22 protein-coding genes and 2 pseudogenes are annotated in these 26,130 nt (G+C 71.2%); 11 read left to right on the top strand and 13 right to left on the bottom strand.

Annotated elements, in window-relative coordinates:
* Positions 1-11 precede the first annotated feature (11 nt).
* The 6 genes from OHB01_RS35780 to OHB01_RS35755 all read right to left on the bottom strand — a co-directional run bounded on the left by OHB01_RS35780 (position 12) and on the right by OHB01_RS35755 (position 5,051).
* Positions 12-758: a TIR domain-containing protein gene (locus OHB01_RS35780; protein WP_142652724.1), complete on the bottom strand. Its 747-nt coding sequence runs from the start codon at positions 756-758 to the stop codon at positions 12-14.
* Positions 706-2,142 carry a hypothetical protein gene (locus OHB01_RS35775; protein ID WP_142652723.1) on the bottom strand — a complete coding sequence of 479 codons (1,437 nt, stop codon included), beginning with the start codon at positions 2,140-2,142 and terminating at the stop codon, positions 706-708. Before OHB01_RS35775 ends, OHB01_RS35780 begins: the two co-directional genes overlap by 53 nt.
* A gap of 482 nt (positions 2,143-2,624) precedes the next feature.
* A complete protein-coding gene (locus tag OHB01_RS35770) occupies positions 2,625-2,861 on the bottom strand; it encodes a hypothetical protein (RefSeq protein ID WP_168066673.1) in 237 nt (78 codons plus the stop codon).
* 95 nt (positions 2,862-2,956) lie between these two features.
* Positions 2,957-3,103, bottom strand: a complete 147-nt coding sequence (locus OHB01_RS35765; protein ID WP_168066453.1) for a hypothetical protein — start codon at positions 3,101-3,103, stop codon at positions 2,957-2,959.
* An 18-nt stretch (positions 3,104-3,121) separates the two neighbouring features.
* Complete coding sequence (locus OHB01_RS35760) at positions 3,122-3,304, bottom strand: hypothetical protein (RefSeq protein ID WP_142651218.1); 183 nt, start codon at positions 3,302-3,304, stop codon at positions 3,122-3,124.
* A 403-nt stretch (positions 3,305-3,707) separates the two neighbouring features.
* Positions 3,708-5,051 (bottom strand): MFS transporter, encoded by a 1,344-nt coding sequence (locus OHB01_RS35755; protein ID WP_240972036.1) that lies wholly within the window; start codon positions 5,049-5,051, stop codon positions 3,708-3,710.
* 358 nt (positions 5,052-5,409) lie between these two features.
* Here OHB01_RS35755 and OHB01_RS35750 point away from each other — a divergent pair, with 358 nt between their 5' ends.
* The 3 genes and pseudogenes from OHB01_RS35750 to OHB01_RS35740 all read left to right on the top strand — a co-directional run bounded on the left by OHB01_RS35750 (position 5,410) and on the right by OHB01_RS35740 (position 8,463).
* A complete protein-coding gene (locus OHB01_RS35750; RefSeq protein WP_205830986.1) occupies positions 5,410-6,270 on the top strand; it encodes a class I SAM-dependent methyltransferase in 861 nt (286 codons plus the stop codon).
* A gap of 644 nt (positions 6,271-6,914) precedes the next feature.
* Positions 6,915-7,721 (top strand): annotated as a pseudogene (locus OHB01_RS35745) (amino acid permease); the annotation flags it as partial.
* Positions 7,722-7,737: 16 nt separating this feature from the next.
* Positions 7,738-8,463, top strand: a complete 726-nt coding sequence (locus tag OHB01_RS35740; RefSeq protein ID WP_328855882.1) for an amino acid permease — start codon at positions 7,738-7,740, stop codon at positions 8,461-8,463.
* On the opposite strand, the gene OHB01_RS35735 is transcribed toward OHB01_RS35740, so the two are convergent.
* A complete protein-coding gene (locus tag OHB01_RS35735) occupies positions 8,395-9,075 on the bottom strand; it encodes a TetR/AcrR family transcriptional regulator (RefSeq protein WP_205830985.1) in 681 nt (226 codons plus the stop codon). The genes OHB01_RS35740 and OHB01_RS35735 overlap by 69 nt on opposite strands.
* A gap of 160 nt (positions 9,076-9,235) precedes the next feature.
* Here OHB01_RS35735 and OHB01_RS35730 point away from each other — a divergent pair, with 160 nt between their 5' ends.
* From OHB01_RS35730 to atzF, 4 genes are read left to right on the top strand one after another with little or no spacing between them, the layout of a single operon-like run.
* Positions 9,236-10,051 (top strand): urea amidolyase associated protein UAAP1, encoded by an 816-nt coding sequence (locus tag OHB01_RS35730; protein ID WP_142651215.1) that lies wholly within the window; start codon positions 9,236-9,238, stop codon positions 10,049-10,051.
* Positions 10,048-10,659, top strand: a complete 612-nt coding sequence (locus OHB01_RS35725) for an urea amidolyase associated protein UAAP2 (RefSeq protein ID WP_142651214.1) — start codon at positions 10,048-10,050, stop codon at positions 10,657-10,659. Before OHB01_RS35730 ends, OHB01_RS35725 begins: the two co-directional genes overlap by 4 nt.
* Positions 10,656-14,186: a 5-oxoprolinase/urea amidolyase family protein gene (locus OHB01_RS35720; protein ID WP_328854576.1), complete on the top strand. Its 3,531-nt coding sequence runs from the start codon at positions 10,656-10,658 to the stop codon at positions 14,184-14,186. Before OHB01_RS35725 ends, OHB01_RS35720 begins: the two co-directional genes overlap by 4 nt.
* Complete coding sequence (gene atzF / locus OHB01_RS35715) at positions 14,179-15,846, top strand: allophanate hydrolase (RefSeq protein WP_328854575.1); 1,668 nt, start codon at positions 14,179-14,181, stop codon at positions 15,844-15,846. The genes OHB01_RS35720 and atzF overlap by 8 nt, the downstream gene beginning before the upstream one ends.
* A gap of 68 nt (positions 15,847-15,914) precedes the next feature.
* Here atzF and OHB01_RS35710 read toward each other — a convergent pair whose 3' ends face one another.
* Positions 15,915-16,886 carry an alpha/beta hydrolase fold domain-containing protein gene (locus OHB01_RS35710; protein ID WP_328854574.1) on the bottom strand — a complete coding sequence of 324 codons (972 nt, stop codon included), beginning with the start codon at positions 16,884-16,886 and terminating at the stop codon, positions 15,915-15,917.
* 11 nt (positions 16,887-16,897) lie between these two features.
* A complete protein-coding gene (locus OHB01_RS35705) occupies positions 16,898-17,659 on the bottom strand; it encodes an SDR family NAD(P)-dependent oxidoreductase (RefSeq protein WP_142651210.1) in 762 nt (253 codons plus the stop codon).
* Positions 17,660-17,775: 116 nt separating this feature from the next.
* Between OHB01_RS35705 and OHB01_RS35700 the strand changes: the two genes are divergently transcribed.
* Together OHB01_RS35700 and OHB01_RS35695 are read left to right on the top strand one after the other, a co-directional pair.
* Positions 17,776-18,342 (top strand): TetR/AcrR family transcriptional regulator, encoded by a 567-nt coding sequence (locus OHB01_RS35700; protein WP_168066451.1) that lies wholly within the window; start codon positions 17,776-17,778, stop codon positions 18,340-18,342.
* A 245-nt stretch (positions 18,343-18,587) separates the two neighbouring features.
* Positions 18,588-19,180: pseudogene (locus OHB01_RS35695) on the top strand (catalase); the annotation flags it as partial.
* 126 nt (positions 19,181-19,306) lie between these two features.
* Here OHB01_RS35695 and OHB01_RS35690 read toward each other — a convergent pair.
* Complete coding sequence (locus OHB01_RS35690; RefSeq protein WP_168066449.1) at positions 19,307-20,143, bottom strand: helix-turn-helix transcriptional regulator; 837 nt, start codon at positions 20,141-20,143, stop codon at positions 19,307-19,309.
* 74 nt (positions 20,144-20,217) lie between these two features.
* On the opposite strand from OHB01_RS35690, the gene OHB01_RS35685 reads away from it, so the two are divergent.
* Both OHB01_RS35685 and OHB01_RS35680 read left to right on the top strand, forming a co-directional pair.
* Positions 20,218-21,027, top strand: a complete 810-nt coding sequence (locus tag OHB01_RS35685; protein WP_328854573.1) for a dienelactone hydrolase family protein — start codon at positions 20,218-20,220, stop codon at positions 21,025-21,027.
* Between the two features lie 127 nt (positions 21,028-21,154).
* Entirely contained in the window at positions 21,155-22,459 is a 1,305-nt protein-coding gene (locus tag OHB01_RS35680; RefSeq protein ID WP_147944715.1) for an ammonium transporter, read from the top strand.
* 109 nt (positions 22,460-22,568) lie between these two features.
* Here OHB01_RS35680 and OHB01_RS35675 read toward each other — a convergent pair whose 3' ends face one another.
* From OHB01_RS35675 to OHB01_RS35665, 3 genes are all read right to left on the bottom strand, one after another.
* Positions 22,569-23,750, bottom strand: coding sequence for a cytochrome P450 (locus OHB01_RS35675; protein ID WP_328855881.1), 1,182 nt, complete (start codon positions 23,748-23,750; stop codon positions 22,569-22,571).
* Positions 23,751-23,934: 184 nt separating this feature from the next.
* Positions 23,935-25,023: a M20 family metallopeptidase gene (locus OHB01_RS35670; RefSeq protein WP_142651208.1), complete on the bottom strand. Its 1,089-nt coding sequence runs from the start codon at positions 25,021-25,023 to the stop codon at positions 23,935-23,937.
* An 18-nt stretch (positions 25,024-25,041) separates the two neighbouring features.
* Positions 25,042-26,058: a LacI family DNA-binding transcriptional regulator gene (locus OHB01_RS35665; RefSeq protein ID WP_142651207.1), complete on the bottom strand. Its 1,017-nt coding sequence runs from the start codon at positions 26,056-26,058 to the stop codon at positions 25,042-25,044.
* Between the last annotated feature and the right edge of the window lie 72 nt (positions 26,059-26,130).

Here is a 26,130-nt window from a genome sequence, read left to right as displayed (position 1 = left end):
GATCTAATTTATCACCTGGCGGCGTGGCGCGTATATGCGTCGAGATTCTGGAGATGTTCTGTGTCCGCAAAATCCTCGCCGGTAGCTCTCACCGCGCATCCTGCCGTCTGCAGCCGCTGGCGCAACTTCAATATGCTCGGCACTGAGCCATCAAACTGAATGTAGTTGCGACCGCCTATATCTGAGAAATCTCGTAAGTGTCCCATCTTTATAAGAACCGTTCGCTCTGGGTACAAGCCGAAAGCCATGCCGGCCTCAAACAGAACGTTTGGCCTGGCTTGACACTGCGTGCCGTGCTCGGGATCGGGCCCGCTCCCCTGAAGTGAAGGGTGCAGGCGGACGATGTCGTCCGGGGTCATCAATACCAAGGCGGCTTGGGCGATGGTGAAAGCGGCACGGACAGTGTCGCCCAAATAAGGGCTGGCCATCCCGACTTCTTGCACTATCGACTCCCATTCCAGAGGATGTAGGCCCATCCTGCGGAGCAGGTCAAACATCCTCAACCGTGCCTGCGAGTCGCGTCCGTGGATGACGAACACGGTACGATCAAGGCCTTCGCGAGAATGTCCGGGACCGCGGGTGGATTGCTCGGTGTCGGGATGATGAGCGTAAGTCACGGCTCGAGCCTTCGGTCCGGATGCGACATTTGCCGCATTGATTTGCCCGTGACCACTGATCCAGATTCCTTCATTCTTATTCATTTCCTTACCTTCTTGTTGATCCATCGGCTCTGCCGGATCTACCCATGTGATCGCCATGGCTGATCGCTTGCGCGTTGTTGCCAGCGGCAACGCTGTCCGCCGTAATCGAACTATTTCCCGTCACCATCACCCCGTTGTTCATGATTGTGGTCTGTCGCTGAATCAATTCACCCGTATCAATGTTCCGACTATCAAGGAATTGAACCAGGGAGTCAAAGATCCGCTGCTCGACGACCTTCGTGTACATCTCGCTGTCGAGCTTCTGAAAGTAGCGCTGATAGCGGGAATCGCTTGCCCACTCCCTGATGCTGAAGAAGGCACCATGGTCGAAGTCCTGGCGGTCGACACCTCTTTTGTTCGGCGCGAGTGCTCGACGGTCGTCACGGTATTCGGAGAGGTGAGTGAACCCGCTGACAATTCCAGAGAACGGTCGGAGACAACTAAAGAACAAGCGCATATGGTCACTCACGCTTGAGACCGGCTCGATTTTATCGTATTTGCGAAACGAATCTTGGAGTGGAGTCAGAATTGAATGACTGGCTTCGATGAACAGATTTTTCTTAACCATAACGAAGCGTAGGAATATGGTTAAGGCGAGTTCGCCGTCCCAGCCGAGTAGGCGAATAACCATATACGGGCGCGCTCGTTTGTCTGGTGCCGCTAGGAGTTGATTGAAATGCACCTGGTCGACACCTGGCCGTGGACGCCCGTCGCTTTGAATGAACATGCTGTCATTAGGAACGTCCCGTCCGCTGACGAATACGCGATCCTCTACTGTCAAGCCCAACCACTTCAGTGCCTCTACCTGACTCTTGACATAGGTGCGGATGTCATGGACATCAAATAGCTCTGGAATCGTCCCCTCTATCCGTGGTTTCGTGAGGTCGATTGCAAACGACCAGCCGCCGATCACCTTGCCGTATCCTCGGAATGGCTTGAATCCTTGGTATATGGTGGTGTTTCCGCGTGTTAGATCAGCGATCTGACGCAGGCGGCTGCGCAAGAGAGGACTGCGTGGCTCGGGCGCGGTAGTTGCCGAGAACCTGTCGCGTCGAAGTGCCCCCGTCATCACGCGGTAATAGTGCAGCTTTGAGAGATACAGCACAAGCGAGGAGACGATTGTCGATAAGCCGATTGCCCATGGCAGTAAAGCAAGAGGTTCGAGTGAGACGGTCAATGCAGCACTGATAATTGAACCCAATACCACTAGGGTCAGTGGCAGGTTTACGGCGGTGAGGACGCAGTCCCGGATTGCCCGCCGCCTACGCGCCGCGCATGCATGCCGGAGCACGCCCACGACATCAAGACCCGGGGACATCGCGATGCCACGGCGAGGTTGCCGAATGATGTGGGCAACGAGGTTCTGCGCGAACATAGGGTCTGACTCGGCCGCGCAGCATAAGTATCGGGTTACCTGATAATCGGCTTCTGCGACGTCCACAACGGGGGTGTGGGCTAGAAGATCTTCCTCGGTAAGGCGATCTGAGAAGGTGACTGATGGAGCCTTGTCCGCTGTTGGGACTGCCCAGGGACAATCGGCGCAAGTGTTACCGCCAGGGGTGCGTGATTGGCAGTCGCCGCATCGCATCCCCTGCTCGTTTCCCATCGGGTGCAGTAGTGACCTCGCTTGAGCAGGCAGATTATGGAGCGTTACAGATGTAGTACATATGTCTCTATACACCTCCAAGTCGCCGTCGGCCAGTGTTTGCAGGAAAGCTCGCGACCAGTGGTCCCAAGTTCCTACTGGCAGGTAGCGGGGATGGTTTCGGAAACCGCTTATCAAGGGACATTTGTGCTGCTCAAAGCATTGACTCGAGCTCGGGCAGTCCTCACCGTAAAGATCAGCGGCGGGGAGGGCCGATGACCGGGTCGTCCAAGCCGAGGTCCTCTAGAGCCGCAGGGGTGAGCACAATGCGTAATGCGTCATCGCGGATAGTGACTTCTCGAACGCAACCGTAGGCGGTTCGCTGGTCTGCGGTGACCAGGCAAGTGAGTGTCCAGGCCGAGATCCGCGTCTTGGTCGCCGGCTTCTTCGATGCCACTCATGAAGATCAGCATGAAGCCGCTGCCGTCCTCGTTTTCCGCTATCCCGGCCTGCCGGTAATTTTCGTCGAAGTCTTCGTCGCCGCCGGCGACACGGGCCGTGAATCGGTAGGTCACTACCGGGATATATCAGCCGGATAGTTCGCACGGGTTCCAACCGCGGCCCGCCGGCGCGTGGCGGGCTGCTCATCGCCGGGATCCGGCGGCGGTCGTCAGTGCTTTCCTGACGACGGAGGGAGAAGGGCGACCTGGTAGCGGTCGCGGTAGGCCACCCGTGAGCCCGGGGCGTTCTTGATGCGGATCACCCGTACGGTGTGACCCGCCTCGCGCAGCTCGGCCCAATGGTTCCGGCCGTACACGCGCCAGCCCTCCTCGGTCTACCAGAACCGGACCCGGCGGTTGTTCAGCGGCGGCAGGGGCAGCCCGTTCAGCGAGGAGCACGGACCGCCCGACGCCCACGCCCCGCGCAGCCGCGTGCCCGAGGGCCGCTCGCCGTCGTCGCGGGGGATGTCCGCGTCCACCCAGCTCGTGATCGTGTCCGCCAGGATCCGGTAGAGCATGCCGGCACCTCCCACCCAAGAATGGGCCGAATCGCCGGCGGTGACCAGGGTGCGGAGCCTCAGGCGGAGTACGGGTGCTCGCGGTGGGCCTGGCGCACCAGCCTCCGGGCGATCTCGGGCCAGACGCCCGGCAGCGGTTCGGCGAGTAGGGTCGCAGCCGACTGCACGCTAACCGCTGCGGACGTCGTGAGGACGGTTCCGGCCGATCCCACGGTCGGCGAATATGCCGCGACGGGAACTGTTCGATGCGGCAGACGTTCTTCCGTGCTGTTGGCGAATCGGGTAGATCGCGTCTGCGAACTGGCGCAGCTTCAACCTGGACGCAGCGCGCGACGTACCGACCCCGTGCGGGTGCAGGGCGCAGGGGCGGCGCTCGGTCGGGGAGACGCCCAGGGCGGACGGATCATGCCAGCGCGGGCGCCTGCTCGGCCGGACCGGACGCCACACCGGCGGGGACACGCTGCTGGGCGGGCTCCCGGCCGGGCGGCTCAGGCTCGGGCGGCAACTGAAGGGGAGCCGCATGCGCGAGTGCGGGCCGGGCCGGCGCGCGCCCGCGCAGCCGGGCCAGGGCGAGCCCGGCGGCCACGGTGGCCAGGACCACCACGACACCGGTGACCTGCAAAGTCACGCGGGGGCCCACGATGTCGCAGAGCAGGCCGAGAAGCGGCCCGCCGATGGCCCCCGCGCCCGCGCTGACCACGCCTTGGACGGCGATGACCCGGCCGCGCATGTGGTCGGGGCTGTCCAGCTGGGCGCGGGTCGCGAGGGTGGTGTCGATGATCACAGCGCCGGCGGCGATCGGCAGCATGAGCGCGCCGAAGGCGGCCAGGCCGGGCATGAAGCCGCTGACGCTCTGGCCCACGCCGGTCAGCAGCGCGGTGACGAGCAGCAGGGCCACCGTGAGGCGGGGACGTCCGGCGGCGATCACCCCGCCGATCACCGTGCCGATCGCGAAGATCGTCGACAGCAGCCCGTATCCTCCGGCGCCGGCGGCCAGCGGTCCGGAGCTCATCGCCGCCATGGTGACCTGGTAGTTGCGGCCCAGGCTGCCCAGAATCAGCGCGAGCGCCAGCAGCACCACGAGCCAGGGCGTGCGAAGCACGTAGGACAGGCCGGCGCGCACCCCGCCCCGGTCCGTCTCGGAGTGCAGGAGCCGGTGCATCTCGGAGGCGCGCATGGCGAGGACGGCCACGATGACGGCGGCGAAGCTCAGGGCGTTGACGAGGAACAGGCCGGCCGTGCCGGTGAGTGGGAGAAGGGCCCCGGCCAGGCTCATGCCGAGGATGCGGCCGGCCGAATTGATGATCGATCCCAGCGCGAAGGCGTTCGGCAGGTCCCGCGCGGGGACCACCTCGGCCCCGAATCTGCCGAGGGCCGGGCCGCCGATGGCGTTCACGACGCCGCTCGCGAACACGATGGCGTACACCGGTGCCACGGAGCCGGGGGCGCCCGCGGCGGTGAGCGCGAGGAGAGCGGCGAGCGCCGCCTGAGCCACCTGCGTGGCGAGCACGACCGGGCGGGCGGGGAGCCGGTCGGCCAGGGAGCCGCCCCACAGCCCCAGCAGGAGCGTGGGTGCGGCCTGGAGGACCAGGCTGAGGCCCACGCTGGTCGCCGATCCGGTGGCCGAGAGGATCAGCCAGTTGACACCCAGCACCTGCATCCAGGTGCCAGTGACCGAGACCAGGTCTGCTCCTGCCCAGAGGCGGTAGTTGTGATGGCGAAAAGAGCGCAGCGTCGCCGCAGGCAAGGGCACTCCTTTGTCCTTCGTTGGGGCGATTGTCCGGAATGGCAACACCTCGAGCCGAGAGAAGGATTCCGGTCAGACCGAAAATATGGCGCGGATCACACCCGGAGAAGGTTTGACCAGGCTTCCTCCGGAGGTGGCCCGCCGCCGGCTGGAGAGGGGGACGGTGGCGCCAGGTGCACGGACACATCGTGGGCAGCGGGTTCAGCGTCGACATCACGATCACCGACGCCGGCTGTCCGGTGAACCAGAAGAGCTGCCTGAGTGCTCGACGACATCGTTTCCTTGGAAGATGTCCAGGCGGAGGGCCGCGTCGATCGCCGATCTACGCTCGGGTCTTTGCGCTGGCTAGGCTGAACGCGTGACTGATGCGGGGGGACGGGTCGAGCCGTCCGGGGTGTGGGCCACGGCCGTGGGCGTGGCCCGGGTGAGGGCGATGGAGACGGCACGCGAGCAGCCGCTGTTCCGCGACCCGCTGGCGCAGGCCTTCGCCATGGCCGGTGGGAGAGACCCTGGGGCGCCGCCGCCCCCGCGCGCGGACGAGGCGGCGCAGTGCCGCCGGCTCGGTGTGGCCTTCTCGATCGTCATCCGGACGAAGTTCCTCGACGACCTGCTCGAGCGGGCGGTCGCGTCCGGCGTCCGGCAGGTCGTGCTGCTCGGAGCCGGGATGGACAGCAGGGCCTTCCGGATGGACTGGCCTGAGGGGACCCGGCTGTTCGAGGTCGACACAGCCGAACCGCTGGACTTCAAGGCGTCGGTGCTGCGTCAGGAGCGGGCCGTTCCGCGCTGCGAGCGGATCACCGTCCCGGTCGACCTGCATGAGGACTGGCCCGGCGCCTTGGCCGCGGCCGGGCACGATCCGGCGCAGCCGACGGTGTGGATCGCCGAGGGACTGCTGATCTATCTGCCCGAGGACGCGGTGCAGTCGCTGCTCGAACGGGTCGGCGCGCTGTCCGCCGCAGGCAGCAGGCTGGGTCTGACACTGGGCTCGCGCGGTGTGCTCGAACGCTTCCGCGAGGACGCCACTCCGGGATCGGCGGCATCGATGTGGGTCTGGGAGATGCCGGAAGACCCGGTCGGCTGGCTGCACGGCCTCGGCTGGGAGGCGGAGACCTTCACCCTGCGTGAGCGCGCCGAGGTCTACGGGCGCCCGATGCTCACCCCGCCGCAGCTTGACGAGGGCGCCGGCGGACTGGTCTCGGCGGTGCGCGCGGCGCACTGAGCACTATGGTGCGCGCGGCGCACTGAGCACGATGAAGGCGCACGATGAAGGCGCACGATGAAGGCCGGCCTCACATGTGGCGTCGGCAGAGCCTGTGGCGCATGCTGTCCGGCTCCGCGTGCTCCAGCACTTCCTGGCCATGACGAGTCAGCCGCCACCGGCGCGAGTCCATGAGACAAGGCCTCGCCCGACGTTCAGGTCCAGGCCACCCGGCGGTCATCGCCCGCATGAAGGGTGGAACGTGTATCGAGGCCAAGCGGGGCGGACACTTCGTGTCCGTCATCGGCGGCGACGTCCGGGTGAGGCGCCGCGCGTGCGCTCGCTCGACGCGCTCACCGACGGCTCGCTGCGCGTCGTCGCCGATGGCCGGACGCCGCTCGACCAGCACCTCACGCGCGGCGGGGCGATCGAGTTCACCGTCCCGGCCCGGCCGGGCCGGGTGCGCGCCGAGCTGCGCCTCGGCAACGACCTGCCCGAGCAGGCCCCGCTGTGCGGACCGATCAGGGGATGCCCGCAGCGGGCGAGCGACGGTCGGGCGGTGAGGGATGCGTTACGGCGGATGAACGCGCGCGTGACGCCGGGGAAACGACGGCCCCGTACATATCTGTCAATCGACAGAAATCCCCCCAGCGCCCGGAGCCCCGATGGCCGTCACCGTCCCTTCCTCGCCCCCCACCGACGAGAGCGCCCTGCAGACGTTCGGCTACCGCCAGGAGCTGCACCGCAGCATGGGCAGGTACGCCTCCTTCGCCGCCGGATTCTCCTTCATCTCCGTGCTGACCACGGTCTTCCAGTTCTTCGCGTTCGGGTACGCCTTCGGAGGCCCCGCCTTCTTCTGGACCTGGCCCGTGGTGCTGGCCGGGCAGATCCTGGTCGCCCTCAACTTCGCCGAGCTGGCGGCCCGCTATCCGATCTCCGGCTCCATCTACCAGTGGTCGACGCGGCTCAGCACGGCGGCGTTCGGCTGGTTCGCCGGGTGGATCATGATCCTCGGGCAGATCGTGGTGATCGCGGCGGCGGCGCTCGCCCTCCAGGTCGTGCTGCCCGCGATCTGGCCGGGCTTCCAGCTCGTCGGCGGCGACCCCACGCCCACGACGGCCACCGGTGCGGCCAACGCCGCGATCCTCGGCCTGGTGCTGCTCGCGCTCACCACGACCATCAACGTCGTCGACAACCGCGTTCTCGCCCGGGTCAACGGGATCGGCGTCACCGCCGAGATCATCGGGGCGGTGCTCATCGTGGTGCTGCTGCTCACCCACGCCGAGCACGGCCCCGGCATCACGCTCAGCACCGGCGGGCAAGGCGGAGCCATCGGCGCGCTGCTGGTCGGCTCGTTCACCGCCGCCTACGTCCTCATCGGGTTCGACAGCGCGGGGGAGCTGAGCGAGGAGACCCGCAACCCCCGGCGGGTCGCGCCGCGTACGATCCTGACCGCGCTCACGGCGGCCGGGGTGCTCGGGGGGGCTCATCCTGTTCGCCGGTCTGCTCGCCGCGCCCAGCCTGACCGACGGGAGGCTGGCCTCCGAGGGCCTGTCGTACGTGCTCACCAGCAGGCTGGGCGACTGGGTGGGCAAGCTGCTGCTGGCCGACGTCGTGCTCGCGATCACCGTGGCGACCCTGGCGATCCAGACCGCCGCCACCAGGATGCTGTTCTCCATGTCGCGTGACGGGGCGATGCCCTGGTCGAAGGCGCTGTCCAGGGTCTCGCCCCGCAGCGGGATGCCGACCGGGCCCGCGCTGGTCACCGGGATGGGCGCGGCGGCCATCCTGCTGCTCAACTTCGCCTCTCCGGAGGCGTTCCTGGCCATCGGCACCACCTGCATCGTGCTGCTCTACCTGGCGTACGCGATGGTGACGGGCCCGCTGCTGCTCCAGCGCCTGCGCGGCGGCTGGCGGGGCGGGGCGCCGGCCGGGTTCGCCGAGGACGGCAGCCGACTGTTCAGCATGGGCCGCTGGGGCCTGCCGGTCAACGCGCTGGCCCTCTGCTACGGCCTGGCGATGGCGGTCAACCTGGCGTGGCCGAGGGCCGAGGTGTACGCGCCGATCACCGGCCACTGGTTCTTCCAGTGGTTCACCGTGCTCTTCCTGGCGGCGGTCGTGGCCCTGGGCGCGCTCTACCGGCGGCTACGCCGGCCCGCGGCCCGTGTCGCGCAGGCCGGGCAGATCCCCGTCGGGAACGCCGGCCAGGCGTAGCGCCGCGTCGGCGGTGGCGGCCGCCAGCGTCTCCAGGACGTCGGCGGCCATCTCGCCCGGAGCGTCCCTGCGGATCAGGATGACGCCCTCGATCAGCGCGAACAGCAGATCGGTGCGCAGCGCCCGCTCGGCGGGCGTCAGCGCCGCTCCGGCGGAGGTTTCCGCCAGCAGCCGGCCGTACGTGTCCTTGAGCTCGTCGCGCATGCGGCGGAAGGCGGCGAACCGTTCGGTGTGCACCTCGGGCAGCAGATAGAGCGCGCCCAGGTTGTGGGGGCCCGAGCACAGCAGCCTGGCGTCGCAGTAGCACAGCTCCCACAGCCGCTGCTCCGGCGTGCCGCCGGTGAGAGCGCGGGCGGTCTCCAGCGAGGGCCGCACCGTGCTCTCCAGCAGTTCGGCGAGGATGTCCTCCTTGCCGCCGAAATAGTGGTAGATCGACGCCTGCCTGATCCCGGCCCGCTCGGCCATCGCCCGCGTCGAGGTCGCGGCGTAGCCGTGCGTCGTGAACAACTCCGCCGCCGCCGTCAGGATCTCCTCCCGGGGGCTCAGCTCACTTCGGGGCCGTTCGACGGCTCGCGGCCTGCCGACTCTTCTGACGGTGGAACTGGCACTCACCGGACGATCGTCGCACACCTCCGGACGGGCGCCGCCGCTGTGCGCTTCCGGTAACGGATGGGAAACGTCGCGGCGCGTGAGAGGAAACATGCGCCGCCTAATTTCTGTCACGCGACAGAAATTCGCCCCCGGAACTTCCACCCCCCGAGGAGATCGCGTCATGGCGACCAGCACGACGTACGGCGCGCGCGAGCACGCCCGAGCACAGGAAGGCACCACGAGCGACACCATGCCGGTGCTCCCGGCCTCCGACTGGCCCGCCCCGCCGGACGGCGTCGACCCCGCCGACCTCGTGTGGGCCGAGACCGTCGCCGGGGGCGGCTACACCCACAAGGTGCTGGCCCGGGGCACCGAGCTGCGCCTCACCGACCTCGCCGGCGACGCCTGCGCACACCTGCTGCTCTACGTCGAGGGCCGCCCCTGGGAACGGCTCAACGTCGCCGACACCGTCAAGGTGCTGTGGAACGCCTACATCGGCGAAGGCCACCTGCTGCTGTCGGACCAGGGCCGCGTGCTGGCCTCGATGGTCGCCGACACCTCCGGCCGCCATGACACCATCTGCGGGACCTCCACCCTGCGGCGCAACATCGAGCGGTACGGCGACGGCTCGCCGCAGGGCGCGTCCCCCGCCGGGCGGGAGCTGTTCACGCTGGCCGCCGCCAAGCACGGCCTGCAGCCCCGGGACCTGCCCCCGTCGATCTCCTTCTTCCAGGGGGTCAGGGTCGGCCCCGACGGCGGCCTGATCTTCACCGGCTCGGCCGGGCCCGGCGCGTCGGTCACCCTGCGCGCCGAGATGCCGCTGGTCGTGCTCATCGCCAACACCGCGCACCCCATCGACCCGCGCCCCGCCTACACCTGCACCCCGCTGGAGGTCCTGGCCTGGCGCGCCCGGCCCACCGCACCCGACGACCCCCTGTGGCAGGCGAGCCCCGAAGGCCGCCGCGCCTTCCTCAACACCGCCGAGGTGACCCGATGACCCTCACCGACACGTCCGTGCTCGACGTCACCGTCGCCGCCCGCGCCCCCTGGTCGGCCGTCATCCGCGCCGGGCAGGAGCTGACCATCACCGACCTCGGCGGCAACCAGGCGGTCGACTTCCTGCTGTACGACGCGCACGACACGGCCGTGCGCTACAGCGCCCCCGACACCATCCACGCCCAGGGCAACATCTTCCTCACCACCGGCAGCGTGCTGCTGTCGAACGAGCACACCCCGCTGATGACCGTCGTCGCGGACACCTGCGGCCGCCACGACACCGTCGGCGGCGCCTGCTCCAAGGAGTCCAACACCCTGCGCTACGGGCACCACACCTACTCCCAGCACGCCTGCGTCGAGAACTTCCTCATCGAGGGCAGCCGCCACGGGCTCGGCAAGCGCGACCTGGTCAGCAACATCAACTGGTTCATGAACGTCCCGGTCGAGGCCGACGGCACGCTCGGCATCGTGGACGGCATCTCCGCTCCCGGCCTCGCGGTCACCCTGCGCGCCGAGACCGACGTGCTGGTCCTGGTCTCCAACTGCCCGCAGATCAACAACCCGTGCAACGGCTTCGATCCCACGCCCGTACGGATGACGGTGCGATGAACACCCTCCTCGTCGCCAACCGGGGCGAGATCGCCGTCCGCGTCATCGCCACCGCCCGCCGCCTCGGGCTGCGCACGGTCGCCGTCTACTCCGACGCCGACCGGGGCGCCGCCCACGTCCGCCTGGCCGACCACGCCGTACGGCTCGGCCCCGCTCCGGCCAGGGAGAGCTACCTCGATGCCGACCGGGTGCTGCGGGCCGCCCTGGACAGCGGCGCGGACGCCGTCCACCCCGGTTACGGCTTCCTGTCGGAGGACGCCGCCTTCGCGCGCCGGGTCGAGGCCGCAGGGCTGGCCTTCGTCGGTCCCACTCCCGAGCAGCTCGACCTGTTCGGGGCCAAGCACACCGCCCGCGCCGCCGCCGAGGCGGCCGGGGTGCCCCTGCTCCCCGGCACCGGCCTGCTCCCCGACCTCGACGCGGCCCTGGACGCCGCGAGCGACATCGGCTATCCGGTCATGCTCAAGGCCACCGGCGGAGGCGGCGGCATCGGCATGCGCGCCTGCCGCGACGCCGGCGAGCTGGCCCAGGCGTGGCAGAGCGTCGAGCGTACGGCCGCCGCGAGCTTCGCCTCGGCCGGGCTGTTCCTGGAGCGCCTGGTCGAGGGGGGCCGGCATGTCGAGGTGCAGGTCTTCGGCGACGGCATGGGCAACGTCGTCGCGCTCGGCGACCGCGACTGCTCGCTGCAGCGGCGCCACCAGAAGGTGCTGGAGGAGGCACCCGCGCCCGGCCTGCCGCCGGCCGTGCGGGCCAGGCTCGCGGACAGCGCCGCCGGTCTGTGCGCCTCCGTGCGCTACCGGTCGGCCGGCACCGTCGAGTTCATCTACGACCCCGTGCGCGCCGAGCCGTACTTCCTGGAGGTCAACACCCGTCTCCAGGTGGAGCACCCGGTCACCGAGGCGATCTACGGCGTCGACCTGGTCGAGTGGATGCTGCGCCTGGCCCAGGGCGACGCGGGGCACGTGCACGCCGCCCTGCGCACCCCGCCCGTGGCCGTCGGCCACGCCGTCGAGGCCCGGGTCTACGCCGAGGACCCTAGCCGCGACCACCGGCCCAGCGCGGGCCTGCTCACCCACGTCTCGTTCCCCCCGGGCGTACGGGTCGACGGCTGGGTCGAGACGGGCACCCAGGTGAGCAGCGCCTACGACCCGCTGCTCGCCAAGGTGATCGCGCACGGCGCCGACCGGGAACAGGCACTCGACCGGCTGGCCGCGGCGCTGGCCGAGACCAGGATCGACGGCGTCGAGACCAACGTCGGGCTGCTGCGCGCCGCCGCCGGCGACCCCTCCGTACGGGCGGCAACGCACGGCACCGCCACCCTGGCCGGGCTCGCCGACGGCTCCCGGCGCGTCGAGGTGGTGCGCCCCGGCACGCTCACGACCGTTCAGGACTGGCCGGGACGCGCCGGCTACTGGCAGGTGGGCGTGCCGCCGTCCGGACCGATGGACGACCGCTCCTTCAGATATGGCAACGCCGTCCTCGGCAACGACCCCGGCGCGCCCGGCCTGGAGTGCACGCTGCGGGGCCCGGCGCTGCGCTTCAGCCACGCCGCCACCGTCTGCGTCACCGGCGCGCCCACGCCCGTCACCGTGGACGGCACGCCGGTGCCGCAGTGGGAGCCGGTCACCGTGCCCGCCGGCGGCGTGCTGGACATCGGCGCCGCCGAAGGGCCGGGGCTGCGGGTCTACCTGCTCGTCGCGGGCGGGTTCGACGTGCCCGCCTATCTGGGCAGCGCCGCGACGTTCACGCTCGGCGGGTTCGGCGGCCACGGCGGCCGGGCCCTGCGCGCGGGTGACGTCCTTCACGGGGGCCGCCTCTACGACGGCGGCGCGGACGGTGGTGTAACCCTGGCGGAGCGGCCCGAGTTCGGGCACGCCTGGCGGATCGGCGTGGTCGAGGGCCCGCACGCCAACCCCGAGTTCTTCACCGACGAGGACATCCGCGACTTCTACGCCGCCCAGTGGAAGGTCCACCACAACTCCGCGCGCACCGGCGTCCGCCTGGTCGGCCCCAAACCGCGCTGGGCCCGCCTCGACGGGGGAGAGGCGGGACTGCATCCGTCCAACATCCACGACACCCCCTATTCGGTGGGCGCGGTGGACTACACCGGCGACATGCCGGTCGTGCTCGGCCCCGACGGCCCCTCGCTCGGCGGGTTCGTGTGCCCGGCGACCGTCGTCACCTCGGAACGCTGGAAACTCGGCCAGCTCCGGCCGGGAGACACCGTCACCTTCGTCCCCGTGCCGCCCGCGATCGGCGTCCCCGGCGACGGCGGCGTGCTGCACCGTCTCCCCGAGACCGGCGAGCGGCCCGCCGTCACCTACCGGCGCAGCGGCGACGACAACATCCTCGTCGAGTATGGCCCGATGGAGCTCGACCTGGGCCTGCGCATGCGGGTGCACGCGCTGTCGGAGGCGGTCGCCGCCCGCGACCTGCCTGGTGTCGTCGACCTCACCCCCGGCATCCGGTCGCTTCAGGTCCATCTCGACCCGGCCGTGCTCTCGCAGCGCGACCTGCTGGTCGAACTGCTCCACATCGAGGCCGGTCTGCCGCCCACCGGGGAGCTGGAGGTGCCCAGCCGCGTCGTCCACCTGCCCCTGTCGTGGGACGATCCCGCCACCCGGGAGGCCATCGCCCGCTACATGGCGGGCGTGCGCGACGACGCGCCCTGGTGCCCGTCGAACATCGAGTTCATCCGGCGGGTGAACGGCCTGGAGGACGAGGCCGAGGTCCATCGCATCGTCTTCGACGCCGAATATCTCGTCCTCGGGCTCGGCGACGTCTATCTCGGCGCGCCCGTGGCCACCCCGCTCGATCCCCGGCACCGCCTGGTCACGACCAAGTACAACCCCGCCCGCACCTGGACCGCCGAGAACTCCGTCGGCATCGGCGGCGCGTACCTGTGCATCTACGGCATGGAGGGACCGGGCGGCTACCAGTTCGTCGACCGCACCACGCAGGTGTGGTCGAGCTGGCAGCAGCGCGGCGCGTTCGAGCCCGGCTCGCCCTGGCTGCTGCGCTTCTTCGACCGGATCCGCTGGTATCCGGTGACGGCCGAAGAGCTGCTCGAACTGCGCGCCGACCTGGCGGCCGGGCGCCTCGAACCCAAGATCGAAGAAGGAGTGTTCCGGCTCGCCGACTATCGCCGCTTCCTCGACGAGCACGCCGGCTCCATCGCGGCCTTCCGCGAACGGCAGGCCGCCGCCTTCGCGGCCGAGCGCGCGGCCTGGCAGGCGGCGGGCGAGTTCGACCGCGCGGAGCAGCCACCGGGCCCGGCCGAGACCGAGCTGGACGTCCCGCCGGGCTGCCGGGTGGTGGAGGCGGAGTTCGCCGCGAGCGTCTGGCAGATCGGCGTCACACCCGGCAGGCGGGTCGCCGAGGGGGAACCGCTGATCGTGCTGGAGGCGATGAAGATGGAGTCCGCCGTCCTGGCCCCGGAGGACGGCGTGGTCGAACGCGTCCTGGTCAGGCCCGGCGAGCAGGTCGAGGCGGGCGTCCCGATGGTGGTGCTGAGGAGTGATCGTGGCTGAGACGGCACTGGACCGGGTCCGCAGGGCCTACGCGCGGATCGCCGAGACCGGCCGTCCGGAGATCTGGATCGACCTGCGGCCGCAGGCCGACGTTGAGGACGAGGCCGCCGCCGTGGACGCCCGGGTGGCGGGCGGCGAACCCCTTCCCCTCGCGGGCCGCCTGCTGGCGGTGAAGGGCAACATCGACGTGGCCGGACTGCCGACCACCGCGGGCTGCCCCTCCTACGCCTACCTCCCGGACGCCGACGCCCCCGCCGTGGCCGCCCTGCGCGAGGCCGGCGCGATCGTGCTCGGCACCACCAACCTGGACCAGTTCGCCACCGGGCTCGTGGGCACCCGCAGCCCGTACGGCGCGGTGCGCGCCGCCACGGACCCGGCCCGGATCTCCGGGGGATCCAGCTCGGGCTCGGCGGTCGCCGTCGCACTCGGCCTGGCCGACCTCGCGCTCGGCACCGACACCGCGGGCTCGGGCCGGGTTCCGGCCGCCTTCAACGGCATCGTGGGGATCAAGCCGACCCGTGGCCTGATCTCTGCGGACGGCGTGGTGCCTGCCTGCCGGAGCCTCGACTGCGTCAGCGTCTTCGCCCGCACGCTCCCCGAGGCCCAGCGGGCACTGGCCATGATGACCGGCTCCTCCGCACGGCCCGCGTCCCGTCCGGCCCGCCGTACAGGGCCGTGGCGGGTGGCCGTGCCCGCCACCGCCGATCTCGGCCCGCTGGCCCCGGGCTGGGCCGAGGCGTTCGAGGCGACGGCGGGACGGCTGGCCTGGGCGGGCGTGGAGACCGGCCCGATCGACCCCGGCCCCTTCCTGGAGGCCGCCGCGCTGCTCTACCAGGGGGCGTTCGTCGCCGAGCGCTACACCGCCGTCGGCGCGTTCGTCGAGAAGGGCGGCCCCGACCTGGATCCGGTCGTCGCCTCCATCATCACCGCCGCCCGCGACCTGCCCGCCCACCGCCTGTTCGCCGACCGGGAACGGCTCGCGGAGCTGCGGGAGCGGGCCTTCTCCCTGCTGGGCGACCGCGACGCGCTGCTCCTGCCGGTCACCCCGCGCCATCCCACGCCGGCACAGGTCGCGGCCGACCCCGTCGGCGTCAACAGCGACCTCGGCCGCTTCACCAACTTCGTCAACCTCTTCGACATGTGCGCGCTTGCCATACCGGCCGGGCAGGTGGACGGCCTGCCGTACGGCGTCATGCTCGTCGGCCGGGCCCACGCCGACGACGACCTGGCCGCCATCGCCCGGCTGCTCCAGCCGGTCGTACGGCTCGCGGTGGTCGGCGCGCACCTGTCGGGACAGCCGCTCAACCACGAGCTCACCACGCGCGGCGCCCGCCTGGTGGCCGCCTCCACGACCGCCGCGCGTTATCGGCTGCACGCCCTGGCCACCGACCCGCCCAAACCCGGGCTCGTACGGGTCGCCGAAGGCGGCGCGGCCATCGAGTGCGAGGTGTGGGAGCTGCCCGCCGAAGGGCTGGGCGACATGCTCGCGGCCCTTCCCCGCCCGATGACGTTCGGCCAGGTCGAGCTGGCCGACGGCGCGAACGTGCCGGGCTTCCTCTGCGCCCCCGAAGGGCTGCGGGGCGCGGCCGACATCACCGGGCACGGGGGATGGCGCGCCTACCTCCGGTCACAGGCGGTTCACGGCCGACCGGCACCCTGACGCCGCCGTCAGCATCCGGGAGGCGTGAACTCCCGGGTACGCCTGCGGCCGCCGGGCTCGGAGGCGGCTCAGCCGTGCAGGCTGCGGCGGAGGAAGGCGTGCCACGTCTGCTCGAACGAGCGGGCCAGGGCCGACGTGGCCGCGAAGCGATCCCATGCGTGGAACGCGCGGGCGTAGAGGTGCAGGTCGACCGGCACACCGGCGGCGGTCAGCCGGCGGGCGAAGTCGATGCCCTCGTCGCGCAGCACGTCGAACTGGGCGACGGCGACGAAGGTGTCCGGCAGGCCGGCGAGATCGGTGGCCCGGCCGGGCGCGGAGTAGGGGTGCACGTCGTCCGTGCCCAGCCGGTCGCCCAGGACCGCGGCCCAGGCGAGCCGCATGTCCGTACGGGTGAAGACGACCTCGGAGACGGCCTCGAAGCTCGACGGCGACTCCAGGCGGTCGTCGAGCATCGGGTAGAGCAGGGACAGCGAGCACGGCCGTACGGCGTGCCGATCGCGCACCATGAGCGCGGTGGCCGCGGCGGGCGCTCCGCCGCCGCTGGCACCGGCGAGCCCGATCCGGTGCGGGTCGATCCGGTGCTCGGCGGCGTGCTCGACGAGGTGGGTGTAGGCGAGGTAGCCGTCCTCGGCGGCACCGGGAGCCGGGGTCTCCGGGGCGAGCCGGTAGACGACGGCGGCCAGGACGCGGCCGAGGTCCAGGGCCAGGGCGGTGTGGTAGGCGTCGTCGTCGCGGGCGTTGTCGCCGAGGACCTGGGCGCCGGCGTGGAACCAGACCAGCGCGGGGAGGGCGTGCCCGGCGCCGGCCGGGCGATAGAGGACCACTTCGAGCTCGGTCCGGTCGGCCCGGGGGATGCGCAGCGTCTCGATCGTGACCCGCGGGTCCGCAGGGGCCGGGGCCAGGTGGGCGCGGGCCGCGCGCATCCGCGCGCGCAGGCCAGGGATGTCGGAGAGGTCGAGCAGGGTGCCGTTCGCGGCCTTGGGCATCGCGGCGAACGCGGTGGCGAGCTCCGGGTCGAGCGCGTCGTTGATTCCGGGCATGGGAGGTCCTTTCAGAACAGGGAGGGCTGGCCGCTGCCGGCGGTGATGCCGCCGTCGACGGGCAGGATGACGCCGGTGATGAAACGGGCGTCGTCCGAGGCCAGGAAGCCGACGGCGGCGGCGACGTCGGCCGGGGTGCTGAAGCCGGCGAGCGCCCGGCGCTGGTTGAAGCGTTCGACGAGGTCGGCGTGCTCGGCCGCCAGTTCTTCCGGTCCGGTCAGCGACGGGGCGACGGTGTTCACCCGGATGCCGAAATGGCCGAGGTCGAAGGCGAGCCCGCGGGTGAAGTTCACGACCGCGCCCTTGGCCGCGTTGTAGGCGGTGAGCATGCGGTCGCCGCCGAGGCCGGAGGCCGAGGCGATGTGGACGATGCTGCCGCGGCTGTCCTTCAGGTACGGCAGCGCCGCCTGCGCGCCGAAGAAGCAGCTGTCGACGTCGGTGCTCATGAGGAGCCGCCAGTCCGCCAGTGTCGTGTCCGCGAACTCCTTGCCGAGGCCGACGCCGGCGTTGGAGACCAGGACGTCGATGCCGCCGAACCGGGCGGCGCCGGCGTCGATCATCGCCCGCACCTCGTCCTGGCGGGTGACGTCGGTGGCGACGGGGAGCGCACGGTGGGCGCCGAGCTCGGCCGCGAGGGCCTCCAGCCGGTCCTTGCGCCGCGCGGCGAGCACGACGTTGGCCCCTTCGGCCGCGAACCGCCGTGCGATGCCCTCGCCGATGCCGGAACCGGCTCCGGTGACCACGACCGTCCTGCCGGTGAATCGCTGTTCCACGATGACCTTCTTAACGTCAGTGACTGACGCATTTGCGTCAGTCGCTGACTGTACGATGCGACAGTTACTGACGCAACTTCGTGTCAGTCACTGTCGCCTGTGATAGGGTCACAGCCGTGCCACGGAACGGGGATGAAGTGCGGCTGCGCCTCCAGGAGGCCGCGCTGGAGCTGTATCTGGAGCGTGGCTACGACAAGACCACGACCGGGGACATCGCCGCCCGCGCCGGGGTCACCGAGCGGACCTTCTTCCGCCACTTCGCCGACAAGCGCGAGGTCTTCTTCGACGGCGAGGCCCAGCTGCGCGACCTGCTGACCGGCGCGGTCGCGGCGGTGCCGGCCGGCACCAAGCCGCTGCCCACCCTGCGGGCCGCGTTCCACCAGGCCGTGCCGCTGATCGAACGCAACCTCCCGGTCACCAGGCGGCGGGCGCCGGTCATCGCCGCCACGCCGGCCCTGCAGGAACGGGCACTGGCCAAGAGCGCGGCCCTCGTCGCCGCGCTCACCGAGGCACTCCGCGCCCGCGGCGTCGCCGAGCCGCTCGCGGCCCTGTGCGCCCAGGTGGGCATGGACACCTACGCGGCCGCCATCCGCCGGTGGGGCGCCGACCCCGCCGACGACCTGCACGCCCATCTCGACCGGGCCTTCACCGATCTCCGGCTCGCCGCGAACGCCCTGAAGTAACACCGGGCACGCATGGTGCCGCGGCGGCCGGTCCTCGGGCGGACCGGCGTGTTCGGCTCTCCTACCTGCGGGTACCGCGGCGCGGACGTGCCCGGATCGCTCCATGGAGGATTTCGCCGAATGGATGCCGGCAAGCCCGCCAAGGCCGTCAAGGATGTCGTGGAGAACGCGGCCGAGAAGGTGACCGACCTCCTGACGCCGGACGTTCCCGGGTCGCCGGGCAGCGCCCCGGCGACCGTCGAGGGGACCTGGTCGCCAACAACATCCCGGTGTTCTTCATCCAGGACGGCATCAAGTTCCCCGACGTCATCCACGCGGGCAAGCCGCACCCGGACCGGGAGATCCCCCAGGCGCAGAGCGCCCACGACACGTTCTGGGACTTCGTGTCCCTGCACACCGAGGCGCAGCACCACACCATGTGGAACATGTCCGACCGCGGGATCCCGCGCTCCTACCGGATGATGGAGGGCTTCGGCGTCCACACCTTCCGGCTCGTCGACGAGGCGTCGCCTCCCACGTCGGTCACCTGCCGCCGGGCATCGACGTCACCGACGACCCGCTGCTGCAGACGCGGCTGTTCTCCTACCTCGACACCCAGATCACCCGGCTGGGCGGCCCGAACTTCGCGCAGACCCCGGTCAACCGGGCGCACTGCCCGGTCAACGACATGTTCCGGGACGGCTTCCATCAGCACGCCGTACACGCCGGGGTCGCGCCCTACCGGCCGAACTCGCTGGACGGCGGCAACCCGTTCGTCGCCGGTGACGCCGAGAACGCGTTCACCGACACCCCGGTCGAGGTCGCCAGGGCGAGGAAGATCCGCGCCAACCCCGGTAGTCTCCGGCACACCGGGCGCGGTGTCCGGCGACTCGGCCACGGAGGTCTTCACCGCCGTGCGGCGGCTGATGGCCGCCCACCGGGTCTGGGAACGGTTCCCCGCCTCGGTGGCCTGACGCCGCGGGCACTAACCGGCGGCGATCAGTTCGGCGATCCGCGCCTGGTCGGCGTCCGAGGCGAGGAACGCGACGAGCTTCTGCTCGACGTCGTCGGCGGTGAGCAGCACGACGTGCCGCAGTTCGAGCTCGCCGAGCACCGGATGCCGCAACCGCTTGGTGCCCGAGCTCAGCGGCGCGATGTCGTGCCGCGGCCACCACGCGCGCACCTGCGGGCTGGCGGCCTTGAGCCGGGCGGCCAGCTCCGCGAAAGCGGGGTCGCCGGCATGGCGGGCGGCGGCGGAACGGAAGCGCGCGAGCAGCGCGGACGCCTCCTGCTCCCACTCCACGAAGACGGTGCGCGCGGCCGGGTCGGCGAACATCCACCAGAGCATGTTGCGGTCCTCGGGCGGCAGCACGAGCCAGTCGGTCCACAGCGCACGCGCGGCGCGGTCGGCCGCGAGCACGTCCCAGCGCCGTCCCGTGACGTACGCGGGGCACGGGTCGAGCCGGTCGACGAGCTCCGCGAGAGCGGGGGAGATGCTCTCCCCGCTCGGCGTGGCGGCCGGTGGCGCGGCGTGATGGACGAGCTCGTGCAGGTGCGCACGCTCGGCGGCGTCAAGACGCAGGGCGCCGGCCAGCGCGTCGAGGACCTGACGCGAGGGGCGCACGTCGCGGCCCTGCTCCAGGAAGGCGAGGTAGGTCGGGGAGATCGCGGCGAGCGTGGCGACCTCCTCCCGGCGCAGGCCGGGCGTGCGGCGCCGGGCGCCCGGGGGAAGCCCCACGTCGGCCGGGCTCAGGCGGTCTCTCCGGGAGCGCAGGAAGTCGCCCAGCTCCCTCAGCCGTGCGGGATCGGCGGCATCGGTCATGACGATCCTGATACTGCGGTTACTAGCATGAACGTCCTGTGGTTGCGGCGATGAGGCGACATTAGCGTCGTCGCGTGACCACACGACCTTCGCCTGCCTCCCACCGGATCCTCACCGAGTCGGTCGAGATGACCGTCGCCGACGGGTCGCGGATGGGCGGCTTCCTCGCCCGCCCGGCCGGCCCGGGGCGCTTCCCCGGCGTGGTCGTGGCGATGGAGCTCTTCGGCGTCAGCGCCCACGTACGCGACGTCTGCGAGCGGCTGGCCGCGGACGGATACGTCGCGCTGGCACCGGACCTCTATCACCGCGACGCCCCCATGATCGAACTCCCGCACGACGCGGCGGGCCGCGAGCGCGGCTTCGAACTCCTGCACCGGATGACGCGGGACCACGCGCTGGCCGACGTGCGCGCCGCCGTCGATCACCTGCGTACGCGGGGCTGCGCGCGCGTCGGCATGGCAGGCCTGAGCGTCGGTGGTCATGTGGCCTACCTCGCGGCCACCCGCCTGGACCTCGCGGCGGTGATCGTCGCCTACGGCGGCTGGATCCCGGGCACCGACATCCCCCTCGGCCGCCCGGAGCCGACGCTCGCGCTGACCCCCGGCATCACCGGGCGCGTGCTGGTCCTCGTGGGCGCCGAGGACCACGTCGTGCCGCCGGACCATCGCCGGGCGATCGCGGACGCGCTGCGGGCCGCCGCCGTACGCCACGAGATCGCCGAATATCCGGGCGTCGGTCACGGGTTCCTCTGCGACCGCCGCGACACGTTCGACGCCGCGGCGGCCGGCGACGCCTGGCGGCGCGTGCGGGAGCTGCTGGCCGCGGAACTGGCCGAGCACGGCTCGAAGCACGGCTCGGACGAAGGTCCGGTGAGGAGCCGGTAATGCCCTCGAAATAAGAAACATCACGGTAACACACCCGGAAACGCCGTGAAACGGCCGGCGGTGAGTCTCATGGTGCGCCCGTGGCGGATCCGCCGGACGACCACCCCGAGGAGTGTGAGGCGATGACATGCCGGTGAAGGTAGATGGCGGCGCCACGGCCTGGCTCCTGGCCTGCACCGCGCTCGTCCTGCTGATGACGCCCGGCCTGGCCTTCTTCTACGGCGGGATGGTCAGGGCCAAGAGCGTGCTCAACATGATCATGATGAGCTTCGTCTCGATCGCCCTCGTCACCCTCGTCTGGCTGGCCGCCGGCTACAGCCTGGCGTTCGGCCCCGACATCGGGGGCCTGATCGGCGGCCTCGCCCACGTGGGGCTGCACGACATCACCACCGAGTCGGTCACCGGCCAGGTGCCGACGCTGCTGTTCGCGACCTTCCAGCTCACCTTCGCCGTCATCACCGCGGCCCTGATCAGCGGCGCCATCGCCGACCGGGCCCGCTTCTCGGCCTGGATGGTCTTCGTCCCGGTGTGGGCGCTCGTCGTCTACGCGCCCATCGCGCACTGGGTGTGGGGCCCCGGCGGCTGGATCCAGAGCCTGGGCACGCTCGACTACGCGGGCGGGCTGGTCGTGGAGATCACCTCGGGTGCCTCCGGGCTCGCCATGGCGCTGGTGCTCGGGCCGCGGATCGGGTTCAAGGCCGAGGCCATGCGCCCGCACAACCTGCCCCTGGTGCTGCTCGGCGCCGGGCTGCTGTGGTTCGGCTGGTTCGGGTTCAACGCCGGTTCTGCGCTGGCCGCGAACGGCACCGCCGCCGCCGTCTTCCTCAACACCCTGGCCGCGGGGTGCACCGGCCTGCTGGGCTGGCTGCTGGTGGAGCAGCGCCGCGACGGCCACCCCACCACGTTCGGGGTCGCCTCCGGCGTCGTGGCCGGGCTGGTCGCGATCACCCCGTCGTGCGGCTCGGTCGACGTGCTGGGCGCGCTGGTCATCGGCCTGGCCGCGGGCATGATCTGCTCGCAGGCGGTCGGCTGGAAGTTCCGGCACGGCTACGACGACTCCCTCGACGTGGTCGGCGTGCACCTGGTCGGCGGCGTCGTCGGCACCCTGCTCATCGGGCTGCTGGCCACCCGCACCCTCACCGGCGCCGACGGCCCCCGCGGCCTGCTGTACGGCGGCGGGCTGGCCCAGCTCGGCAAGCAGGCGCTGGCGGTGCCGGTGGTCGCGCTGTACGCCTTCGCGGTCACCTACGGGATCGGCAAGCTGATCCACCGGATCATGGGCTTCCGGGTGAGCGAGGAGGACGAGGTGTCCGGCGTCGACCTGGCGCTGCACGCGGAGACCGCCTATGACCACGGCGTTCTCGACCACGCCGTACGGCTGCGCACCCACCGCCCCGTGCCGGCGCAGCCGGATCCGCGCCCCACGACCTGATCGACCAGGTCCGTCCGCGATCTCGACGGGTGCGGGCGAGAGCCGGCCCTTGGCGTCGGACGCCGGAGGGCCGGCCGCTCGGTGGTGAGCGGAGCGCCTGCCAGGACGCCTACCAGGCGATCGGCATCGTGGTCAGGCCGTGGACGACGGTCATGGAGCGGAACCGGGGCTCGCCCGCCAGCCGCAGGCCGGGGAACCTGCTCAGCAGGGCGGGGAACGCGATGCGCAGCTCCATGCGGGCCAGGGGTGCACCGAGGCAGTGATGGATGCCGTGCCCGAACGCGACGTGCCCGGCGGCATCCCGGAGGATGTCCAGCTCGTCCGGGTTCGAGAAGAGCCCCGGGTCGCGGTTCGCGGCGGGAAGGGAGCAGATGACGGTCTCGCCGGCGCCGATGGTCTGTCCGCCCAGCCGGACCTCGGTCGTGGTGAGCTTGATCGTGCCGGAATGCACGATGCTCAGCCACCGCAGCAGCTCCTCGACGGCGGCGTCCACGCGGTCGGGCTCCTCGCGCAGCAGCGCGAGCTGGTCGGGGTGCCGCAGCAGGGCGAACGTGCCCAGCGACAGCATGTTGGCCGTGGTCTCGTGCCCGGCGAGCAGCAGCAGGCTGCCGATGCCCGAGAGCTCGGCGTCGCTCAGCTCGTCGCCGTGCTCGCGTACGAGCATCCCGAGCAGGTCCTCGCCGGGATCCTTCCGGAACATCTTGATCAGGCTCGCGATGTACGCCCGGGACTCCGCCGCCGCCGCCGCGCGTTCGTCCGGCGACAGGGACACGTCGAGGAGCCGCTTGGACGTGTCCTGGAAGCCGGCCCGGTCGGCGTACGGCACGCCCAGCAGCTCGCAGATCACCAGCGAGGGCACCGGGAGGGCGAAGTCGGTCACCAGATCGGCGGGCGGCCCGCCGCGCTCCATGGCGTCCAGATGGTCGTCGACGATCTGCTGGACCCGGGGCTCCAGCCGCCGCATCCGGCGGACGGTGAACTCGGCCGTGAGCATCCGCCGCAGCCGGGTGTGCTCGGGAGGGTCGGAGCCGAGCAGGTTGCCGGCGCGCATCGCGGCGACCTCCTCCGGGCTCGGCGGCGGCGCGCCCGGCGGCCGGAGCGGCGGCACGAGCGCGTTGCTGTACAGCTCGGGATGGCTCAGCACCGTACGGACGTCCTCGAACCTGGTGACCAGCCAGGCGTCGGAGCCGAAGACGGTGCGGATCTTGGCCACCCCTTCGTCGTTCCGCAGCGCGGAGAGCTCTGGGGCGGGATGGAATCCGTCCCGCCGCATGTGCAGAGGCGGGGACATGTCGCGCACGCGACCTCCTCGGGTGGACCGGAAGCGTGTTGATCACCTTGCCATAAATCCGACCATAACCGTCCGGTGTCCGCCGTGGACGGTCGTGGACACGACTGTGGCGGCCCACGCAGGTGCCCCGGCAGAGCGGCGGCGTCCGATGCCGGACAGCCGGTCACCGGGCCGCTCGCGCCGGTCAGACGAGGCGCGCGAGTGCGGTGCTGTAGATCTCGACGGCCTCCTCGATCCGGTGGACCAGGCAGTACTCGTCGGTGACGTGCGCCTGCTCGGGCTCACCCGGGCCGCAGACGACCGTAGGCGCCCCGCCGCAGGCGACGGCGAGGACCGAGGCGTCGGTGAAATAGCTGGCGGCAGGGTGGTCGCCGGGCGCGCCCGCCCCCGCCTCGACCAGGGTCCGTACGACGGGGTCGTCCGGCTCCGTCCAGATCGCGGGCAGGTCCACGAGCACGTCGAGGGTCGCCTCGTCGCCGAGCGCGGCCTGCAGCCGCTCGCGGAGCCGTCCGTGGTCCTGGCCGGCGACGGTGCGCAGGTCGATGGTCGCGGCGGCCAGATCGGGCACCGAGTTCACGTTGATCCCGCCGCGCACCGTTCCCACGTTCACCGTGGAGGGGCCGAGCCAGGGGTGGTCCGGCACCCCGGGGTCGAACGTCTCGACGGCGCCGATGACGCGGGCGAGCTTGTAGATCGCGTTGTCGCCCAGGTGCGGCATCGAGCCGTGCGCCGTCGTGCCCCGCGTCGTGGCCTCCAGCCACAGGGCGCCCTTGTGCCCGAGCAGCACCCGGTTGGCGGTCGGCTCGGCCACCAGCAGCGCGCGCGACCTGCTCACCAGGCCGGCGGCCACCATGTCCGCCGCGCCCTCGCAGCCGGTCTCCTCGCCCACGGTGAAGACCAACTCCAGCGCGGTCTTCGGCCCGGTGCGGCGCACGTGCCGCTCGGCGGCGACCACCAGTGCGGCGACGCCGGCCTTCATGTCGCTCGAACCGCGCCCGTACAGGCGGTCGCCGTCGATCTCCGCGCCGTGCGGCGCATGCCGCCACGCCTGCCCGCCCAGCGGCACCGTGTCGAGGTGCCCGGTCAGCGTCACCGGTTCGCCCGTCCCCCAGCGGGCGACCAGCCCGGTGCGGCCCGGCGCGTGCTCGTGCGTGCGCACCGCGAAACCGGCGTCCGACAGCCGTCTCGCGAGGGGTTCGGCGACCGCGGCCTCGCCTCCGCCCACCGAGTCGATCCTGATCAGCTCGCGTGTCAGCTCGACCGCATCGTCCACGCGGCCTCCTTCCCTCACTCAGTCCGCGACGCCGGCCGCCACCGGCCGGCTGGTCTGCCGTACGACGAGCCTGGGAGCGATGGCGATGCGCTGCGCGGGCCGGGGGTCGCCGGCCTTGACCTGGCCGAGCAGGCGCACGGCCTCGGCCGCCATCTCCTCCACCGGCTGGCGCACGGTGCTTAGGGGCGGATCGCACATGGTCGCGTGTCCCACGTCGTCGAACCCCACCACTGCCACGTCCCCGGGGACGCGCTTGCCGCCGAACCGCAGCGACCGCACGAGGCCCACGGCGATCTCGTCGTTCGCGCAGACGACGGCGTCCGGCAGCCGCCCGGCGTCGAGCAGCATGCGCCCGGCCTCGACGCCCCATTCGAGGGTGAACTCGCCCAGCAGTGGCGGCAGAACCTCGACGCCGGTCCGCGCGGCGGCGCGTTCGAAACCGCTGAGCCGCAACCGGGCGGAGGAGCTCACCAGCCGGCTCCCGGCGAAGACCACGGAACGGGCCCCGCCCGCGATCACGTGGTCGACCGCGAGGGCCAGCCCGGCCTCGTCGTCCACGCCCACCCAGTCGGCCCCGCCCCCCTCGATGTGGCGGTCGAGCTGCACCAGCGGCACCCGGCGGGCCGCGTCGAGCACCGCGGGGACGCTGGCCTCGATGTCGCACGGGCTGATGATCAGCCCGTCCACGCGCCGGGCCAGCAGGGTCTCCAGCCTGCGCGCCTCGATCTCGGGGCTGTACTGGGACGAGCACAGCAGCAGGTCGGTGCCGGAGTTCTGCAGCTCGCGCTCCACCGCCTCGACGATCGTCGTGAAGAACGGGTTGCCGATGCCCGGCACGACCATGCCGATGGTGCCGGTGGTCTGGTCACGCAGTGCCTTGGCGACCGCGTTCGGCTGGTAACCGAGCTCGCCGGCGGCGCGCGCCACCCGCTCGGCGATCTCGGGCGTGACCTTGCGCCGCCCCGAGAGGGCACGGGAGGCCGAGGCCACGGAGACACCGGCCGCTCGTGCCACGTCGTGAATCGTCACGCCCATCGTGTAATCGATTTCCCTTGATCTTTACCAATGATCGACCTTGCAGCGTCCTGCACTGCCGGGATCACAAGG

Origin of the sequence: Microbispora hainanensis (assembly GCF_036186745.1) — a bacterium.
Lineage (GTDB): Bacteria > Actinomycetota > Actinomycetes > Streptosporangiales > Streptosporangiaceae > Microbispora.
This window is presented reverse-complemented; position numbering and strand designations above follow the sequence as displayed.